This is a genomic window from Variovorax sp. UC74_104, from assembly GCF_044055375.1.
Taxonomy (GTDB): domain Bacteria; phylum Pseudomonadota; class Gammaproteobacteria; order Burkholderiales; family Burkholderiaceae_C; genus Variovorax.
In genome coordinates, this window is the sequence record NZ_CP171978.1 from 6,133,249 (window position 1) to 6,151,280 (window position 18,032).

Below are 18,032 nucleotides of genomic sequence, written 5' to 3' on the forward strand. Positions count from 1 at the left end.
CGGCTTGAAGCCGGCGTTCTCGAAATCGCGCATCCAGCGGTCGGGCGTGATCAGCGGGTAGTCGCTGCCGAACAGGATGCGGTCCTTCAGCAGCGTGTTGGCGTACTGCACGAGCTGCTTCGGGAAGTACTTCGGGGCTCCAGCCCGACAGGTCGATCCACACGTTGGGCTTGTGCGTGGCCACGCTCAGCGCCTCGTCCTGCCAGGGGAAGCTGGGGTGGGCCATGACGATCTGCATGTCGGGGAAGTCGATGGCCACGTCGTCCAAGTGCATCGGGTTGCTGTATTCGAGCCGCAGCCCGCCGCCGCAGCGCATGCCCGAGCCGATGCCGCTGTGGCCGGTGTGGAAGATGGCCGGCAGGCCGTATTCGGCGATCACTTCATAGATGGGCCAGGCCATGCGGTCGTAGGGGTGGTAGCCCTGCACCGTGGGATGGAACTTGAAGCCCTTCACGCCGTGCTCCTCGATGAGCCTGCGCGCCTCGCGCGCGCCCATCTTTCCCTTGTGCGGATCGACGCTGCCGAAGGCGATCATGATGTCGCTGTTGTTCTTCGCGGCCTCGGCGATCTCCTCGTTGGGGATGCGCCGGCGGCCCATGTTCGATTCGGCGTCGACCATGAACATCACCAGGCCGATCTTCCGTTCGCGGTAGTACGCGACGCTCTCGGCGATGGTGGGCCGGCCGCTGGAGCCGAAGTACTTGTCGGCGGCGCGGTCGTATTCCTCGCCGTAGTTGTCGAACGGGTTCCAGCAGCTGACTTCTGCGTGGGTGTGGATGTCGATCGCGATCAGGTTCTGATGGTCCATGCCTTGTCTCCGGTACGGGTAAATCCCTAGGTCTCTGGGGCTCCAAATTCCTTGAATTGATTATTTCCCATAACCATAATTCGACGCAACCCCGGACTCATCATGACCCATCCAGACCTCCAACTCGACATCCGCGACGAAGTCGCCATCGTCCGCCTCATGCGCGGCTCCAAGCGCAACGCGCTGTCCGACGGACTGATCCTCGCGCTGCGCGACACCTTCGAGCAACTGCCCTCCAGCGTGCGCGCAGCCGTGATCGACGGCGAAGGACCGCACTTCTGCGCCGGCCTCGACCTGAGCGAGCTGAAGGAGCGCGACGCCGGCCAGGGCATGCAGCACTCGCGCATGTGGCATGCCGCGCTCGACCTGATCCAGCATGGCCCGGTGCCGGTGATCGCGGCGCTGCACGGCGCGGTGGTCGGCGGCGGGCTCGAGCTGGCCAGCGCCTGCCACATCCGCGTGGCCGACCGCACCACCTTCTACGCGCTGCCCGAGGGCTCGCGCGGCATCTTCGTGGGCGGCGGCGGCTCGGTGCGCATTCCGAAGCTGATCGGCGTGGCCCGCATGACCGACATGATGATGACCGGCCGCGTCTACAACGCCGAGGACGGCGAGCGCGCCAACTTCGCGCAGTACCTGGTCGACGAAGGCCAAGCCTTCGACAAGGCCTTCGAACTCGCCAAGCGCATCGCCACCAACGCGCCGCTCACCAACTACGCGCTGATGCACGCGCTGCCGCGCATCGCCGAGCAGTCGGCCGACCACGGCTTCTTCACCGAGGCGCTGATCTCCGGCATCACGCAGGCCGCCCCCGAAGCCAAGCAGCGCGTGCGCGACTTCCTCGAAGGGCGCGGCGCGAAAGTGAGCAAGGGATGAGCGCCATCCGATACCGCCCGCTGGTCTTCGGCGTGACGCGCGCCGTGCTGCGCGACGGCGCGCCGGGCACGCAGTACCTGACGGCCGAAACGCAGCTCGAGCCCTACCGCGAGCGCATGACCGACCGCCTCGCCTACTGGGCGGAGCGCACGCCCGACCGCACCTTCATCGCCCGCCGCGAACGCTTGGCCGACGGCAGCACCGGCGACTGGCTGCGCGTGAGCTACGCACAGGCGCTGAAGGAGGCACGCGGTATCGGACAGGCCCTGCTGGACCGCGGCCTGAACGCCGACCGCCCGGTGGCCATCCTCAGCGAGAACGGCATCGAGCACGCACTGATGGCGCTGGGCTGCCTCTACGCCGGCGTGCCCTACTGCCCCGTGTCGCCGCCCTACTCGCTGGTGAGCCAGGACTTCGAGAAGCTGCGCCACGTCTTCGACACGCTCACGCCCGGCCTCGTGTTCGCGAGCGACGCGGCGCGCTTCGCCAAGGCGATCGCGGCGGTCGTGCCGGCGGACACCGAAGTCGTGCTGGCCCAAGGCACGCTGGAGGGCCGGCCCGTGACCGCGTTCGACGCGCTGGCTTCCACGCCCGCCACGCCCGCCATCGACGCGGCGATGCGCGCCACCGGCCCCGACACCATCACCAAGTTCCTCTTCACCTCGGGCTCCACCAAGATGCCCAAGGCCGTCATCAACACGCACCGCATGTGGTGCGCCAACCAGCAGCAGCTGCGCCAGTCGATTCCCGCCCTGGGCGACGAGCCGCCCGTGCTGGTCGACTGGCTGCCCTGGAACCACACCTTCGGCGGCAACCACAACGTGGGCATCGTGCTGGACAACGGCGGCACGCTCTACATCGACGACGGCAAGCCCACGCCCGCCGGCATGGCCGAGACGCTGCGCAACCTGCGCGAGATCGCGCCCACCATCTACTTCAACGTGCCCACCGGCTTCGAGGCCATCGCGCAGGCGATGGAAACCGACGCGGTGCTGCGCCGCAACCTGCTGTCGCGCGTGAAGATGTTCTTCTACTCGGGCGCTGCGCTCTCCCAGCCCGTATGGGACAGCCTGCACCGCACGCAGGAGTCGGAAGTCGGCGAGCGCATCGTGATGGGCACGGGCCTCGGCATGACCGAATCGGGGCCCTTCGCGCTGTACGTGACCGGCCCCGACGTGAAGTCGGGCGACGTGGGCCTGCCTGCGCCGGGCATCGAGCTCAAGCTGATCGAGGTCGACGGCAAGACCGAGGTGCGCTACCGCGGACCCAACATCACGCCCGGCTACTGGCGCGCGCCCGAAGCCACGGCGGAGGCCTTCGACGAGGAAGGCTTCTTCTCCACCGGCGACGCGGTGAAGTGGATCGACGAGGGCAACATCCACCGCGGCCTGCGCTTCGACGGCCGCATCGCGGAAGACTTCAAGCTCGCCACCGGCACCTTCGTGAGCGTGGGCCCGATGCGCGCGAAGATCATCGCGGCCGGCGCGCCCTACGTGCAGGACGCGGTGCTGACCGGCATCAACCTGAAGGAAGTAGGTGCGCTCGTCTTCCCGACGCAGAAGGTGCGCGAGCTCGCCGGCCTGCCGGCCGGCGCCACCATGCGCGAGGTGCTGGAGAGCGCCGCCGTGCAGGCGCACTTCCAGCAGGTCGTCGACACGCTGGCCGCCGGCGCCACCGGCAGCGCCAACCGCATCGCGCGGCTGCACCTGATGGCCGAGCCGCCGTCCATCGACAAGGGCGAGGTCACCGACAAGGGCTCCATCAACCAGCGCTCCGTGCTCAAGCACCGCGCCGCGCTGGCGGAGGCCATGCACGACGGCAGCCTGCCCTTCACCCTGAAGCCGCGCTGAGCTTCATTCCGAACATTCCTGGAGACGAACAAATGAAGATCGAAGGACAAGCCGCACTGGTCACGGGCGGCGCATCGGGCCTGGGCGAAGCCACCGCGCGCGAGCTCGCGCGGCTGGGCGCGAAGGTCGCGGTGCTCGACCGCAACGCCGAACTCGCCGCGAAGGTGGCGGCGGACATCGGCGGCGTCGCCTGCGCCTGCGACATCACCGACACCGACAGCGTGGTCGCCGCGCTCGACAAGGCCGAAGCCGCGCACGGCCCCGCGCGCATCCTGATGAACGTGGCCGGCATCGGCAGCGCCAAGCGCATCGTCGGCAAGGACGGCAGCCCCGCGCCGCTCGAAGACTTCGTGCGCGTGGTCAACATCAACCTGATCGGCGGCTACAACATGGCGCGCCTGTTCGCCGCGCGCTGCGCGAAGCTCGACGCGCTCGACAACGGAGAAAAGGGCGTGATGCTCTTCACCGCCTCGGTCGCCGCCTTCGACGGCCAGGTGGGCCAGCAGGCCTACAGCGCATCCAAGGGCGGGCTGGTCGGCATGACGCTGCCGATGGCGCGCGACCTCGCGCAGCACGCCATCCGCGTGTGCACGGTGGCGCCGGGCATCTTCGCCACGCCGCTGCTGCTGGAGCTGCCCGAACCGGTGCAGCAGTCGCTGGCCGCAGCTATTCCCTTCCCGCCGCGTCTGGGCAAGCCCTCGGAGTTCGCCGAACTGGCCTGCCACATCGTCACCAACGGCCATCTCAATGGCGAGGTGATCCGCATCGACGGCGCGCTGCGCATGGCGCCGCGCTGATCCAGATTCCAGTCAGCCACCGCAAACCAGGAGACAAGACCATGACCAACAGACGCCATTTCGTGGCGGCGCTCGGCGGCACCGCCGCCATCGCCGCCCTGCATCCCTTCGCCGCGCTCGCCCAGGCGGTGCAGCAGGTAGTGAAGATCTACTACGGCTTCCCGGCCGGCAGCGCCGGCGACAGCGTGGCCCGCCGCGTGGCCGAGAAGCTCGGCGACACGCCTTTCACGAAGGTCAACCCGGTGGTCGAGAACAAGCCGGGCGCCGGCGGGCGCATCGCGCTCGACACGCTCAAGAGCTCGGCGGCCGACGGCTCGGTGCTGTGCCTCGCGCAGGCTTCGGCGCTGTCGATCTACCCGCACATCTACACCAAGCTGGGCTACGGCATGGCCGACTTCGCGCCGATCTCCATCGGCGCCGTGATGACGCACGCGCTGACCGTCGGCCCCGCCGTGCCCGCCAGCGTGAAGACGCTGAAGGACTTCATCGCGTGGGCCAAGGCCAACCCCGGCCAGGCCAGCTACGGCTCGCCGGGCGCGGGTTCCACGCCGCACTTCCTGGGCGCGCTGCTGGGCCTGAACAGCGGCACCGACCTGCGCCACGTTCCCTACCGCGGCTCGCTGCCGGCCATCAACGACGTGGTGGGCGGCCAGATCGCCTCGAGCATGACGCCCGCCGGCGACGCCATTCCCTTCGCCAAGGCCGGCAAGCTGCGCGTGCTCGCCATGTCGGGCTCGCAGCGCGCGGCCTACCTGCCCGATGTGCCGACCTTCACCGAACAGGGCTTCCCCGAGATCGTGGCAGACGAGTGGTTCGGCTTCTTCGCGCCGGCGAAGACGCCCACGGCCGTCATCACGGCCGCGAGCGCGGCGATCCAGACCGCGCTGAAGGACAAGTCCGTGGCCGACGGCCTGCTGTCGGTCGGGCTTCTCGCCCAGGGTTCCTCGCCGGAAGACATGCGCAAGTCGCTGCAGTCCGAATACGAACGCTGGGGCCCGCTGGTCAAGAAGATCGGCTTCACGGCCGAGTCCTGATTCACTTCCCCTGGTTTCGCTGCCCCGATGGATTACAAGCCCCGCCCCGAAGACGTCCGGTTCATCCTGAACGAAGTGCTCGACGCGCCCGCGCGCCTGGCCGCGCTCGCCCCCTTCGCGGAGGTCGACGAGCCGCTGCAGTCGCAGGTGCTCGAGGAAGCCGGGCGCTTCGTCGGCGAAGTGGTGGCGCCCATCAACCGTGGCGGCGATGAAACCGGCTGCCGCTTCGCCGATGGCGAGGTCGCCTCGCCGCCGGGCTTTCGCGAGGCGTACCAGGCCTTCGTCGATGGCGGCTGGCCCGCTCTCTCGGCCGCGCCGGAAGACGGCGGCCAGGGCCTGCCGGCGGTGCTCGAGGCCGTGCTCTACGAATGGCTGGCCGCGGCCAACCATGGCCTCACGATGGCGCCGGGCCTGCTGTACGGCGCGTACGCCTGCCTCAAGCACCACGGAAGCGAGGAACTGAAGCAGCGCTACCTGCAGAAGATCGCGACCGGCGAATGGCTGGCCACCATGTGCCTTACCGAAGCCCACGCGGGCAGCGACCTGGGCCAGGTGCGCACGCGCGCGGTCCCGCAAGCCGACGGCAGCCTGCGGGTAAGCGGCAGCAAGATCTTCATCTCCGGCGGCGAGCACGACCTGACGCCGAACATCGTCCATCTCGTGCTGTGCCGCCTGCCCGATGCGCCGGCCGGCCCCAAGGGCCTGTCGCTGGTGCTGGTGCCCAAGCTGCTGCCCGGCGGCACGCGCAACGCGGTGCACTGCGAGCGCATCGAGGAAAAGATGGGCCTGCACGGCAGCCCCACCTGCACCATGCGCTTCGACGAAGCCACCGGCTGGCTGGTCGGCGAGCCCGGCCGCGGGCTGGCCGCGATGTTCGTGATGATGAATTCGGCGCGCCTGCACGTGGCGCTGCAGGGCATCGGCCTGCTCGACGCCGCCTGGCAGAAGGCCGACGCCTATGCCGCCGAGCGCCGCCAGATGCGCGCGCCGGGCCCGGTGCCCGCCAGCCGCGGCGGCGAGAGCGCCGACCTGATCGCCGAGCACCCCGCGGTGCGCCGCATCCTCGACACGCAGCGCGCCTGGATCGACGGCGCGCGCGCCATCGCCTACCGCAGCGCGCTGATGCTCGACGTGGCCGCGCACGACGCCGACCCCAAGGCCCGCGAACGCGCGCAGCGCTGGTGCTCGCTGGTCACGCCGGTGCTCAAGGCCGCGTGCACGCACCAGGCCTTCCATGGCGCGAGCGAATGCCTGCAGGTGTTCGGCGGCCACGGCTACGTGCGCGAGTGGGGCATCGAGCAGATCGTGCGCGACTCGCGCGTGACCATGATCTACGAGGGCACCAACGAGATCCAGGCCATCGACCTGCTGGTGCGCAAGGTGCTGCCCGACGCCGGCGCAGCCATGTCGGCCGTGCTGCTGGAGCTGCGCGACACGCTGGACGCCTCCCGCGAGGCGGATGCCGACGTGCAGCGCCGGCTCGCGCAGCTGCGCTACATGGGCACCACCATCGCAATGGCGGCGCATGCCAACCCGGTGCTGCCCTATGAGGTGGCCGACGATTACCTGCGCGCGACCATGCTTGCGATGATGGCGTGGGCCTGGGCGCGCATCGAGGCGGCATCGCCCGGCAACGCGGAGAAGGCGCGCGTGGCGGCCGCCTTCAGGCGCTGGGTGCTGCCGGAATTCGAGATGCGGATGGGCATCGTCAAGAAGGCCTGCGAAACCGTCGCCCTGACGCATGCGGCCGCGCCCGCCGGCGCTGTCTCCAACTAGCCACTCGAAGCTCTCGTTGCAGCGCGGCCGCGGTTACGCTCGGGCCATGGCCTCCAACCCGAAATCCGCCGCCGCAAAAGGCGAGCAGGCTGCGGCGCCGCAAGGCAAGCCGGAGCGGCTCGACGCACGCATGCTCGAAACCCTGGTCGGCTACAACGCCCGCAGGGCCTGGCTGATCGTCAGCGCCTTCTTCGCCGAGCGCATGGCGCCCTACGGGCTCAAGCAGATCGATTTCTCGGTGCTGTCGCTGCTGGCGCACAACCCGGGCGCCACCTCGCGGCAGCTGTGCAATGCGCTGGACATCCTGCCGCCCAACCTGGTGAGCCTGGTGGCCACGCTCGACAGCCGGGGCCTGATAGAGCGCCGCCCTCATCCGCACGACGGGCGTGCCGTCGGGCTGCATCTCACTGCCGCCGGAGAAGCGCTGATCCGCGAGGCGGAGCAGACCGTAACCCAGCTGGAGGCCGATGCCAGCGCCAAGCTCACCGCGCGGGAGCGCGAGACGCTGATACGGCTGCTGCAGAAGATCTATCTGTAGCAGCGGCTCGTAGCGGCGCCGGCCTCAGAGGCCCCGCTCGACCATGTCGATGAGCTGCTGGCCCAGCTTGTAGGCCGCATCGGGCGGGATCTCGCGCAGCGGCCCGTCGATGATGAGCAGCGCCAGCCCGTGCACCGCGCTCCAGGCGCAGTACTCCGCATTCGGGCGCCGTGCCGGGTCGAGCACGCCGGCGTCCACCAGCCGGTCGACGGCCTTGCCCAGCAGCTGGAACGGATCGAGCCCGCTCTCGCCGGCCTTGCCGGGGCCGAGTTCGCCGCGGCCCTCGTCGGAGATCACGAAGGCGGTGCGGAAGAGGCCCGGCTCGGCCTGGGCGAAGCGCAGGTAGGCGGTGCCGATGGCGCGCAACTGCCCGCGCGCGAAGTCGGCGGGAGGCTGGTCGCAGGGCTGGGCCGCCAATTCCTTTTCCATCGCCTGCGCGGCTGCGGCCAGCGCCGCCTCGCGCACCGCGAGCAGCAGCTCCTGCCGGCTGCCGAAATGCCGGTACGCCGCATTGGGTACCACGCCGACACGCCGGGTGGCCTCGCGCAACACGACCGCGTCGGGACCGCCGTCGCGGGCCAGTTCGATGCCTGCTTCCAGCAACGCACGGCGCAGATCGCCGTGGCGATAAGTGCTGCGCGCGGGCGGCAGGCTGTCGGGGACGTTGTTGAGCTTCATTTCTTCATTCCCATGTGGACACTGTCCATTATCCCTGCTATTCTTTGTGGACGGTGTACACAAAGTAATCCGATTGTTTGCGGCCCAAGACACCGGGGGCCTCCGAGTCACCTCTTCAGTCCAAAGGAATCGTCATGAAAGTCCAGTCTTACTTATCGTTCGAAGGCCGCTGCGACGAAGCGCTCGGCTTCTACAAGAAGGCGCTCGGCGCCGAGGTCACCCAACTCATGCGCTACAAGGAAGCGCCCGCGGGCGCCCCTTCGGAGAACGGGGAAGCCGGCTGCGCCGGCGGCATGCCCGATGCCGAGAAAGTGATGCACGCGGTGTTCCGCATCGGCGAGACCGAGCTGATGGCCTCCGACGGCCGCTGCTCGGGCCAGGCCGAGTTCAAGGGCGTGATGCTCGCGCTCACCGCCAACACCGACACCGAGGTCGTCAAGTGGTTCGACGCGCTGGCCGAAGGCGGCCAGGTCATGCAGCCGCTGATCCCGACCTTCTTCACCTCCAACTTCGGCATGCTCACCGACCGCTTCGGCGTAGGCTGGCTGCTGGTCGTCGCGCAGCCGGGCTGACCGGCCTTTCCATCGCATCCCGATCTCCAGAGAAAGCTCCCCCATGCTCAAGAAAATCGCCCTCGTCGTCGTGCTCGCGATCGCCGCGCTGCTGATCTACGCGGCCACCCGGCCCGACACCTTCCGCGTCGAACGCACCGCGCGCATCGAGGCGCCGGCCGAGAAGATCTTTCCGCTGATCGACGACTTCCACCGCTGGGGCGCCTGGTCGCCCTACGAGAAGCTCGACCCCGCCATGAAGCGCAGCTTCGGCGGCACGGCAAGCGGCAAGGGCGCGACCTATGCGTGGGAAGGCAACGACAAGGCGGGCGCGGGCCGCATGGAGATCGTGGAGTCGGCGCCCTCGTCGAAGGTCGCCATCAAGCTCGACTTCATCAAGCCTTTCGAGGGCCACAACACCGCCGAATTCACGCTGCAGCCCCAGGGCGGCGCGACGCAGGTCACCTGGGCCATGCATGGCCCGAGCCCCTACGTCGCCAAGCTCATGGGCATCTTCTTCAACATGGACCAGATGATCGGCAAGGACTTCGAGACAGGTCTTGCCAACCTGAAGGCCGCCACCGAAAAGTAACCGCTAAAGGAAACACCATGCCCAACATCCACGCCTATCTCACCTTCGACGGCAACGCAGCCGAGGCCATGCGCTTCTACGAGAAGACGCTGGGCGGCACCATGCAGATGATGATGACCGTCGGCGAAGCGCCCGACACCGAGCAGTTCCCACCCGAGGCGAAGAAGCGCCTCATGCATGCCTCGCTCGCCTACGGCGGCGGCATCCTGATGGCCTCCGACTCCATGCCCGGCCAGCCGTACGAAGGCATGAAGGGCTTCGGCGTCGCGCTGAGCATCGAGACCGTGGCCGAGGCCCGCCGCGTCTTCGACGCCTTCGCCGAAGGCGGCCATGTCGGCATGCCCTTCGAGAAAACCTTCTGGGTCGAAGGCTTCGGCATGGTCACAGACCGCTTCGGCACTCCGTGGCTCATCAACGGCGGCAAGCCGCTGGTCTGAGCCGTCCCCTCCTTCCAAAAGAAACCTCGCTTCCCATGACCAACCAACTCGACAGCCGCAAGCGCTGGCTCGCATTGATGGTGCTGTGCCTCGGCGTCCTGATGATCGTGCTCGACACCACCATCGTGAACGTGGCGCTGCCCTCGATCCGCACCGACCTGGGCTTCACCGAGACCTCGCTGGTCTGGGTGGTGAACGCCTACATGCTGACCTTCGGCGGCTTCCTGCTGCTCGGAGGCCGGCTTGGCGACCTGTACGGCCACCGCCGCGTGTTCCTCGCGGGCCTGGTGCTGTTCACGCTGGCATCGCTGGCCTGCGGGGTCTCGACCTCGCAGGGCCTGCTGGTGGCGGCGCGCGCGGTGCAGGGCCTGGGCGGCGCGGTGGTGTCGGCCGTGTCGCTCTCGCTCATCATGAATCTCTTCACCGAGCCGGCCGACCGCGCCAAGGCGATGGGCGTGTACGGCTTCGTGTGCGCCGGCGGCGGCAGCATCGGCGTGCTGCTGGGCGGCCTGCTCACGAGCACGCTGAGCTGGCACTGGATCTTCCTGGTGAACCTGCCGATCGGCGTGGCGGTGTATGCGCTGTGCGTGGCGCTGCTGCCCAGCGCGCGCGGCCATGCGCACGGCGAGAAGCTCGACGTGGCGGGCGCCATCACCGTCACGCTGTCGCTGATGCTCGCGGTGTACGGCGTGGTCAACGGCAACGAGGCCGGCTGGAGCTCCACGCAGACGCTGGGCCTGCTGGGCGCGGCCGTGGTGCTGCTGGTGATCTTCATCGCCATCGAGGCGCGCGTGCAGCATCCGCTGATGCCGCTGGGCCTGTTCAAGCTGCGCAGCGTGTCGGTGGCCAACGTGGTCGGCGTGCTGTGGGCCGCGGCTATGTTCGCGTGGTTCTTCATCTCGGCGCTCTACATGCAGCTGGTGCTGAACTACACGCCGATGCAGATCGGCCTGGCCTTCCTGCCGGCCAACATCATCATGGCGGTGTTCTCGCTGGGCCTGTCGGCGAAGATCGTCATGCGCTTCGGCATCCGCAAGCCGCTGGCGGCGGGGCTGTGGCTCGCGGCTATCGGGCTGGCGCTGTTCGCGCGCGCGCCGGTCAACGGCAGCTTCGTGGTCGACGTGCTGCCCGGCATGATGCTGCTGGGCCTGGGCGCGGGCATGGCCTTCAACCCCGTGCTGCTGGCCGCGATGAGCGAGGTGAGCCCCACCGACTCGGGCCTGGCCTCGGGCGTGGTCAACACCTCGTTCATGATGGGCGGCGCGCTGGGCCTGGCCGTGCTGGCCAGCGCCGCGGCCGCGCGCTCCGCGTCGATGGAAGCTGCCGGCGCGCAGTTGCCGCTGGCACTCACTGGCGGCTACAACCTCGCCTTTCTCGTCGGCGCCGTGTTCGCGGCGGTGGCGGGCCTGCTCGGTGCCTTGCTGCTTCGCTCCGCCATGCCGGGGCAAATGCAGAACAACGAAGAAACAGCGGCACCCCAGGGAACGGCGGCATCGCAATGAGCGGCAACGCGCCATGCAACCGCCGGTCTTCTTTCTTCAACGGTTCCACAGACTCTTCAGGAGAACAAACATGGCTCGCTATGTAGACGGCTTCATCATCGCCATCCCCACGGCCAACGTCGAGGCCTACCGCAAGCTCGCGCGCAAGGCCGGCAAGGTGTGGATGGAATACGGCGCGCTCGAATACGTGGAGTGCATCGCCGACGACGTGAAGCCGGGCAAGCTCACTTCATTTCCGCAGAGCGTGAAGCAGAAGCCCGACGAGACCGTCGCCTTCTCGTGGATCGTCTACAAGTCGCGCAAACACCGCGACACCGTCAACGCGAAGGTCATGGCCGACACGCGCATCGCGGGGATGGACCCGAAGACCATGCCCTTCGACGGCAAGCGGATGATCTTCGGCGGCTTCAAGAGCATCGTCGAGTTCTAGGCTCGCCCCCAGGCTTCGCGCACTTCGTGTCGCTACGCCACCCCCCTACCGGGGGCAACACCTGCGGCCCGGCAAAGCCGGTTCCGCGGTGTTCTAGGCTCGCCCCCAGGCTTCGCGCACTTCGTGTCGCTACGCCACCCCCCTACCGGGGGCAACACCTGCGGCCCGGCAAAGCCGGTTCCGGCGGTGTTCGCGAAAAGGCCTCGCTTCGCCGGCCTCAGGCCAGGAAGCCGTCATAGACGAGCTTGAGGCCTGTCAGGAACATGCCCAGATAGACGAAGCGATAGAACCACGTCGCATCGATGCGCCGCGCGATGCGGATGCCGACCCACACGCCGAAGGGCGCGATCGGCATCAGCACCAGCGAGGTGGCGAGCGTGCGGAAGTCGAGCAGGCCGAGCCACGCGTAGGGCATCCACTTACTGAGATTCACCACGAAGAAGAAATAGGCCATGGTGGCCGTGAAGATCACCGGCGAGAGCCGCAGCGGAATGACGTAGGCGTTGATCGGCGGCCCGCCGGCGTGCGCGATGAAGCTGGTGAAACCCGAGACCGTGGTCAGCACCGCGCCGATGCCGCGCGAGGGCAACGGATCGTCGGGCTTGGGTGGAAAGAGCAGCCGCTGCGCCAAGAACAGCAGCGTGAACACGCCGACGATGCCCGCCACCGTATGCGCCGGGAGCACGCGAAACAGCAGCGTGCCTATCACCGTGCCCAGCAGCCCGAACGGAACCAGGAACTTCAGCAGCGAGCGGTCGAAGTCGCGCCGGAACGCCGCGAGGCCCAGCACGTCCATCAGCAGCAGCAACGGCATCAGGATGGCGGCCGCCTGCGGCACGGTGACGGCCAGCGCCATCATCGGCACCGCCAGCGAGCCGAAGCCCGCGCCGAAGCCGCTCTTGCTGATGCCGAGCAGGAGCACGGCGGGAATGGCGACCGCGTAGAAGTACGGGTCGGTGATCAGGGGAAAAGCCATGGGGAAGGAAGGCAAGAGAAAACCCGCCTGAGGGGCGGGCTTGCCTTTGGAGCGTAGCAGGATGGCACGGGGCGTGCCCGCTACGGGCTACCGGTGAGCCGGCTGCTCCAGCGGATTGAGCACGAAGTCGAAGTCCAGACGCCAGCGGCCGTTGTCCTGCTTCTTCCACGGTGCGACCAGCGACTGGCGCACCGCGAACACCGCATCCGAATCCAGGTACTCGTCGCCGTCGCGGAACACATGCGTGATGAGCCGCTCGTAGCCCGGCGCCTCGATCTTGAAATGCAGGTGCGCGGGCCGCCACGGATGGCGCTTCGTCGCGCGCAGCAGGTCACCCACCGGCCCGTCGACCGGGATCGGGTACGCCACCGCCACCACGCTGCGGAAATGCAGCGAGCCGTCGGGTCCGGTGCGCAGCGTGCCGCGGTTCTCGGCGTGGTCGAGCCCGGCGTGCTGCACGTCGTAGTGGCCGCCCGCGTCGGCCTGCCACACGTCGACGACCGCATTCGCCACCGGCTCGCCGTCGAGGCCGCGCACCGTGGCGAACACGTCGCAGGGCTCGCCCTCGGCGCCGTTCGCCACGTCGTCGCCGTGCTCGTATTCGGGCGCGCCCTCGAAGTAGAACGGGCCGAACACGGTGGCCTCGGTGCAGCCGGCCGGCTTGTCGTTGTTCATCGCGATGGTGAGCATCGACAGCCCCAGCACGTCCGACAGCAGGATGAACTCCTGCCGCTTGTCGTCGCACTTCTGGCCGGTGGCCGTGAGGTACTGGATGCCCTGGAACCACTCGTCCTCGGTGAGCTTCACCTCGCGCGCGAAGGCGTGCAGGTGCTGCACCAGGCTGGTCAGGATCTCGCGCAGGCGCGGGTCGGGCGTGTCGGCGAAGCGCGCGAGCACGGCCTGGGTGATGTTGTCCTGGTTGAGGTTGCGCATCGTGGCTGTCTCCGTGTTGTCCGGTCGAGGATCGACCGGACAGAACTGTAGGGCGGGCGACACGGCGCTTGAAGCGCCACGGTGCAAATGATTTTTCCGTGCAGCGGAAAGGTCGTCGGGCGCCGGGCCCGGGCCCCGTCAAGGCGAAGCCGGCGGCAGGCAGCTGCGCAGCTCTTCCTGCACATCGCTGCCCGGCAGGATCCCCCAGCGCAACCGCACGCTGCGCGCCTCGTCCTCGCCCGCCCAGGGCATGCGCAGGCTGCCGGTGCAGCTGGCGGTGGCAAGCAGCGGCTCCAGCAGGGCGCCTTCGGAGCGGAACTCCGGCGTGTCGAGGATCAGCACCATGCCGCCTTCGCGCAGCAGCGCATCGGGCGGCAGCCATGGCGAGGTGCGCGGGTCGCCATCGATCAGCAGCTGCACGTCCGGGTCCATGTGCAGCACCACCGCGCCGGTGAACCAGGTGTCGCCCACCATGAGCCGCAGCGGGCGGTCGCCTGCGCGCTCGCGCCATACGGCTTCGACCGCCTCGGCGATCTGCCCCGAAGGCAGGTTGGCGCGCGTGATGTAGCCGTTGCGCGCGCTCCAGACACCGTCGATCCAGGCCTGGCCGAACGAGCCGGCAACGTGCAGCACGGCGGCTGCCACGAGCGTGCCGACCCATCGGCGGCGCGTCCAGCGCTCGGCCTCGAGGCCCGGCACGGCCATTACCGCCCACACGGCGACCGGCAGGAAGAAGGTGCTGAGCCACGAAGCTACGAGGCGCATGTTGAAGAGCACCGACATCGCCAGCACCAGGCACACCGGCCCGAAGGTCGCCCAGGCGAGGAAGCGCCGGTCGAAGCCGCCGTGCGCCGTCTTCTGATCCTGCGCCGCGCCGCGTTCACGCGTGAACCAGGCCCAGGCCACGAAGAGGAGCATCGGCGACAGCCGCGCGACCTGCACCAGCAGGATGCGAAGCGGCCGCGGATGCACGTGCTTGAGCAGCGGGCCCGACGGATGCATCGAATGCCGCGCGTAGCCGATGGTCTGGTCGCCGTGCTGCAGCAGCCATGCGAGGTGCGGCGCCATCAGCAGCAGCGCCACGCCGGCGGCGCGCAGCAGGTCGCGGCGCACGCGCGCATCGCGCCACGAGCCCTCCCACGCGATGAAGCCCGCACCCACCGCGAACTGCACCAGGGCGCTGTACTTGGTGAGCATCGACAGCGCCGCGAACACGCCGAGCCAGAGCCAGTCGAAGCGGCCGCCCGCCGAAGGCGTGCGCAGCACGCGCCAGAGCATCCACCAGTAGCCAGCCATCGGCAGCAGCTGCACCGTGTTGTGGTTGAAGATGGTGGCGCGCTGCACGTGGTAGGTCACGAGCGAGCCGAGCAGCACCGCCAGCGCCGCCCGCATCGGCGGCATCATGTCCAGCGACCAGCGCCACATGATGTAGAGCGCGCCCACGCCGCAGCCCACGCCGGCGGCGTAGGTCAGCCAGGGCTGGCGGCCGGCCAGCAGGACCGGCAGGCCCATCAGCCAGCTCGGCAGCGGCGGGTGCTTGTAGTAGCCCCATTGCATGCTGCCGCCCCAGAAGAGTTCCTCGACGTTGTCCCAGGGCGGCGTCTCGTAGAAGCCGGCCATGGGCAGCGTCCAGAGCGCGACCAGCGCCAGCAGCGCGATGACGACCGCGCCGTTCAGGGAAAGATGCCGCGCGAGAGCGGACGCCGGACGGGCGCCGGGAAGGAAGGGCCGGGAATTCATTGCCTGCCTTTGTAAAGCTTCCGGCCTAACGGCACCTGACTGGAACCGGCTTTCGCCCAGCACCCCGGCCCGGCACCACCCGCCCGGTGCGCGCCACATAGAATCGCCAGCCTGCCCGCCCGCAGGCGTCCGGGGCCCGGTTCAGCCCCGCGATCGGTCCGGCGTGAACCGCGCACGGCAGGCAAGCCCGGAGACAAACCCCATGGACCGCTGGACCGAAATCGCCCTGCTCGTGCACATCGCCGATGCCGGCAGCCTGAGCCGCGCGGCCGAGGCGCTGGGCCTCTCGAACGCGGCCGCGAGCCGCCACCTGAGCGCGCTGGAAGAACGGCTGGGCGCGCGGCTGGTCGAGCGCAACACGCGGCGGCTCTACCTCACCGACACCGGCCGCGAGTTCTGCGGCCGCGCCCGCACCATCCTGGCCGACCTGTCGGACGCCGAATCGGCTGTGAACGCCACCGCGCTCAACCCCACGGGCACGCTGCGCGTGACGGCCTCGCTGTCGTTCTCGATCCACCACATCGCGCCGCTGCTGCGCGAGTACACGCAGCGCTACCCGGGCGTGACGGTGCACGTGGAGGCGGCCAACCGCTACTTCGACCTGATCGACAACAACATCGACGTGGCGATCCGCACCCGCGAGTTCGAGCCCGACTCGAACGTGACCATCCGCCGGCTCGGCGAGACGCGGCGCATCCTGGCGGCCTCGCCGCGCTACTTCGCGCAGCACGGCTTCCCGAAGACGCTGGACGAACTGAAGCGGCACAAGCTGCTGATCTACACCCACGCCAACAACCCGAACGAGCTGCGCTTTCGCCGCGGGGAGGAGACGCAGACGGTGTCGGTCACGGGCCTGCTGGAGTCGAACGACGGGCAGGTGCTGCGCGCGGCGGCGCTCGACGGCATGGGCATCCTGGTGCAGCCCACCTACATCGTCTACGACGACATCGTGGCCGGCCGGCTGGTGCCCACGCTGGACGACTGGGACCTGCCGCACCTGACCATCAACCTGGCCTACCCGAGCCGCAAGCACCTGTCGGCCAAGGTGCGCAGCTTCATCGACTTCATGGCGGCGCATTTCCAGAAGATGGAATACGAGCGCAAGTGGACGGCGCACTTCGGCCCCCACTGATCAGCCCCCGGGGGCTTTTTGGCCAAAACATGTGCGTAAACGCACATTCCCCGTTTCCGCAGCTCCGCACACTGGAACCGCAACCGTCGCATCCCGCGGCGGCCCCACCGCTTCCACCCTGCAAGGATCTGCCATGAACACCCAGGCCACCGCCGCCAACACCCCGCGTGCGCCGATCGCGTCGCCGCTGTCCGCCCTCTCCCCTTCCACGCTGGACGATTCCGGCAAGCTGCTGATCCGCGTGACGGTCGGCTTCCTGGTGCTGCTGCACGGCATCTTCAAGATCTCGGCCGGCGTGGGCTTCATCGCCGGCATGCTGGCCAAGTCCGGCCTGCCGGGCGGCATCGCCTACCTGGTGTACGTCGGCGAGATCGTCGCGCCGCTGCTGATGATCGCGGGCCTCTACACCCGTGCCGCCGCGGGCGTGGTGGTCATCAACATGCTGGTGGCCTTCGGTCTGGTGCACATGGCCGACCTGTTCGCGATGACCAAGCAGGGCGGCTGGGCGCTGGAACTGCAGGGCCTGTACCTGTTCGGCGCGCTGACCGTGGTGCTGCTGGGCGCCGGCCGCTTCTCGCTGGGCGGCATCAAGGGCCGCTGGAACTGATCGCCTTCCGGTTCAGCCGGCGTCGCCTCTGACTTGCGAGACCATCGCTTCCAGGCGGGCCACGTCGGCGACCAGCAGGGCCTTGTCGTCCTTGCGCAGCACGCCGCTGCGCGCCAGCACGTTGAGTTCGCGAGTCACCTGCTCGCGGTTGGTGCTGATCTGGCTGGCCAGCGCCGCATGCTTGGGCGCGGGGTCGAGCCGGGCCTGGTTGCCCTCCACGCCGGCAGCGCGGGCCAGGCGCAGCAGCTCGGCATGCAGGCGGTTCTGCACGCCCAGGGTGCTCAGGTCGATCACCCGCTCCGAGAGCTGCCGCACCAGCGTCGCCAGCCTCAGCATCACCCGGCCGGCCACCAGGGGCTCGTCGCGCAGCAGGGCCATGAAGGAGGCGCGGTCGAGGCTCGCGACCACGCTGGGCTCCAGCGTGACCACGTCGGCGGAACGCGGGCCGCCGTCGATGGCGGAGATGTCTCCGAAGTGCTCGCCGGCCTCGGAATCGCGGAAGGTCACCTGCCGGCCGTTGGCCGAGTAGGTCGTCACCCTCACCCGGCCCGAGACCAGCAGGAACACCTCGCCCTGCTGCTCGGCGCGCAGCAGCAGGGGCTTGCCGGCCTCCACGCTGTGCCACAGGCATTGCCGGGCCAGCAGGTCCAGCCGCTGGTCTGAAAGGCCTTCGAGCAGCGCGATCTGGCGCAGCGCAAGGCTGGAACGGGGGGTAGGTTCGGGTCTGGCCATGCCGGGATCGGTGGTCAACAGGGATGGGCGCGCGGATTATGCT

General features: G+C 68.9%; 18 protein-coding genes and 1 pseudogene. 13 read left to right on the plus strand and 6 right to left on the minus strand.

Translation table 11 applies throughout. The features are described 5' to 3' along the window. Positions 1–9 precede the first annotated feature (9 nt). Positions 10–808, minus strand: a pseudogene (locus ACHMXA_RS28995) (amidohydrolase family protein); the annotation flags it as partial. A 102-nt stretch (positions 809–910) separates the two neighbouring features. On the opposite strand from ACHMXA_RS28995, the gene ACHMXA_RS29000 reads away from it, so the two are divergent. The 6 genes from ACHMXA_RS29000 to ACHMXA_RS29025 are packed head-to-tail and all read left to right on the plus strand — an operon-like array spanning position 911 to position 7,679. Further along, positions 911–1,684 carry a crotonase/enoyl-CoA hydratase family protein gene (locus ACHMXA_RS29000; RefSeq protein ID WP_395317322.1) on the plus strand — a complete coding sequence of 258 codons (774 nt, stop codon included), beginning with the start codon at positions 911–913 and terminating at the stop codon, positions 1,682–1,684. After that, entirely contained in the window at positions 1,681–3,534 is a 1,854-nt protein-coding gene (locus ACHMXA_RS29005; RefSeq protein ID WP_395317323.1) for a feruloyl-CoA synthase, read from the plus strand. Before ACHMXA_RS29000 ends, ACHMXA_RS29005 begins: the two co-directional genes overlap by 4 nt. A gap of 32 nt (positions 3,535–3,566) precedes the next feature. Next, positions 3,567–4,331, plus strand: a complete 765-nt coding sequence (locus ACHMXA_RS29010) for an SDR family NAD(P)-dependent oxidoreductase (RefSeq protein ID WP_176663320.1) — start codon at positions 3,567–3,569, stop codon at positions 4,329–4,331. Between the two features lie 41 nt (positions 4,332–4,372). Beyond that, positions 4,373–5,365, plus strand: a complete 993-nt coding sequence (locus tag ACHMXA_RS29015) for a Bug family tripartite tricarboxylate transporter substrate binding protein (protein WP_176663321.1) — start codon at positions 4,373–4,375, stop codon at positions 5,363–5,365. Between the two features lie 27 nt (positions 5,366–5,392). After that, the gene (locus ACHMXA_RS29020) at positions 5,393–7,141 is read left to right on the plus strand and encodes an acyl-CoA dehydrogenase family protein (RefSeq protein ID WP_395317324.1); all 1,749 of its coding nucleotides are present in this window, start codon (positions 5,393–5,395) and stop codon (positions 7,139–7,141) included. Positions 7,142–7,187: 46 nt separating this feature from the next. Next, positions 7,188–7,679: a MarR family winged helix-turn-helix transcriptional regulator gene (locus ACHMXA_RS29025; protein ID WP_395317325.1), complete on the plus strand. Its 492-nt coding sequence runs from the start codon at positions 7,188–7,190 to the stop codon at positions 7,677–7,679. A gap of 24 nt (positions 7,680–7,703) precedes the next feature. On the opposite strand, the gene ACHMXA_RS29030 is transcribed toward ACHMXA_RS29025, so the two are convergent. Beyond that, complete coding sequence (locus tag ACHMXA_RS29030; RefSeq protein ID WP_176663324.1) at positions 7,704–8,357, minus strand: TetR/AcrR family transcriptional regulator; 654 nt, start codon at positions 8,355–8,357, stop codon at positions 7,704–7,706. Positions 8,358–8,491: 134 nt separating this feature from the next. On the opposite strand from ACHMXA_RS29030, the gene ACHMXA_RS29035 reads away from it, so the two are divergent. The 5 genes from ACHMXA_RS29035 (at position 8,492) to ACHMXA_RS29055 (ending at position 11,869) form a co-directional block, all read left to right on the plus strand. Beyond that, positions 8,492–8,929: a VOC family protein gene (locus ACHMXA_RS29035; RefSeq protein WP_395317326.1), complete on the plus strand. Its 438-nt coding sequence runs from the start codon at positions 8,492–8,494 to the stop codon at positions 8,927–8,929. 43 nt (positions 8,930–8,972) lie between these two features. Beyond that, complete coding sequence (locus tag ACHMXA_RS29040; RefSeq protein WP_395317327.1) at positions 8,973–9,500, plus strand: SRPBCC family protein; 528 nt, start codon at positions 8,973–8,975, stop codon at positions 9,498–9,500. Between the two features lie 17 nt (positions 9,501–9,517). Continuing rightward, the gene (locus ACHMXA_RS29045) at positions 9,518–9,937 is read left to right on the plus strand and encodes a VOC family protein (protein ID WP_395317328.1); all 420 of its coding nucleotides are present in this window, start codon (positions 9,518–9,520) and stop codon (positions 9,935–9,937) included. A gap of 35 nt (positions 9,938–9,972) precedes the next feature. Next, positions 9,973–11,439: a DHA2 family efflux MFS transporter permease subunit gene (locus ACHMXA_RS29050; protein ID WP_395317329.1), complete on the plus strand. Its 1,467-nt coding sequence runs from the start codon at positions 9,973–9,975 to the stop codon at positions 11,437–11,439. A gap of 70 nt (positions 11,440–11,509) precedes the next feature. Next, positions 11,510–11,869, plus strand: a complete 360-nt coding sequence (locus ACHMXA_RS29055) for a DUF1428 domain-containing protein (RefSeq protein WP_395317330.1) — start codon at positions 11,510–11,512, stop codon at positions 11,867–11,869. 217 nt (positions 11,870–12,086) lie between these two features. On the opposite strand, the gene ACHMXA_RS29060 is transcribed toward ACHMXA_RS29055, so the two are convergent. The 3 genes from ACHMXA_RS29060 to ACHMXA_RS29070 all read right to left on the minus strand — a co-directional run bounded on the left by ACHMXA_RS29060 (position 12,087) and on the right by ACHMXA_RS29070 (position 15,518). After that, a complete protein-coding gene (locus ACHMXA_RS29060; protein ID WP_395317331.1) occupies positions 12,087–12,845 on the minus strand; it encodes a sulfite exporter TauE/SafE family protein in 759 nt (252 codons plus the stop codon). 87 nt (positions 12,846–12,932) lie between these two features. Beyond that, on the minus strand, positions 12,933–13,778 hold the full coding sequence (locus ACHMXA_RS29065; RefSeq protein WP_395317332.1) for an intradiol ring-cleavage dioxygenase: 846 nt from the start codon (positions 13,776–13,778) through the stop codon (positions 12,933–12,935). 138 nt (positions 13,779–13,916) lie between these two features. Further along, the gene (locus ACHMXA_RS29070; RefSeq protein WP_395317333.1) at positions 13,917–15,518 is read right to left on the minus strand and encodes an ArnT family glycosyltransferase; all 1,602 of its coding nucleotides are present in this window, start codon (positions 15,516–15,518) and stop codon (positions 13,917–13,919) included. Positions 15,519–15,720: 202 nt separating this feature from the next. On the opposite strand from ACHMXA_RS29070, the gene ACHMXA_RS29075 reads away from it, so the two are divergent. Continuing rightward, complete coding sequence (locus ACHMXA_RS29075) at positions 15,721–16,650, plus strand: LysR family transcriptional regulator (protein WP_395317334.1); 930 nt, start codon at positions 15,721–15,723, stop codon at positions 16,648–16,650. A 133-nt stretch (positions 16,651–16,783) separates the two neighbouring features. Beyond that, a complete protein-coding gene (locus ACHMXA_RS29080) occupies positions 16,784–17,257 on the plus strand; it encodes a DoxX family protein (protein ID WP_176663334.1) in 474 nt (157 codons plus the stop codon). A 12-nt stretch (positions 17,258–17,269) separates the two neighbouring features. Here ACHMXA_RS29080 and ACHMXA_RS29085 read toward each other — a convergent pair whose 3' ends face one another. Then, positions 17,270–17,989: a Crp/Fnr family transcriptional regulator gene (locus tag ACHMXA_RS29085; RefSeq protein ID WP_395317335.1), complete on the minus strand. Its 720-nt coding sequence runs from the start codon at positions 17,987–17,989 to the stop codon at positions 17,270–17,272. Between the last annotated feature and the right edge of the window lie 43 nt (positions 17,990–18,032).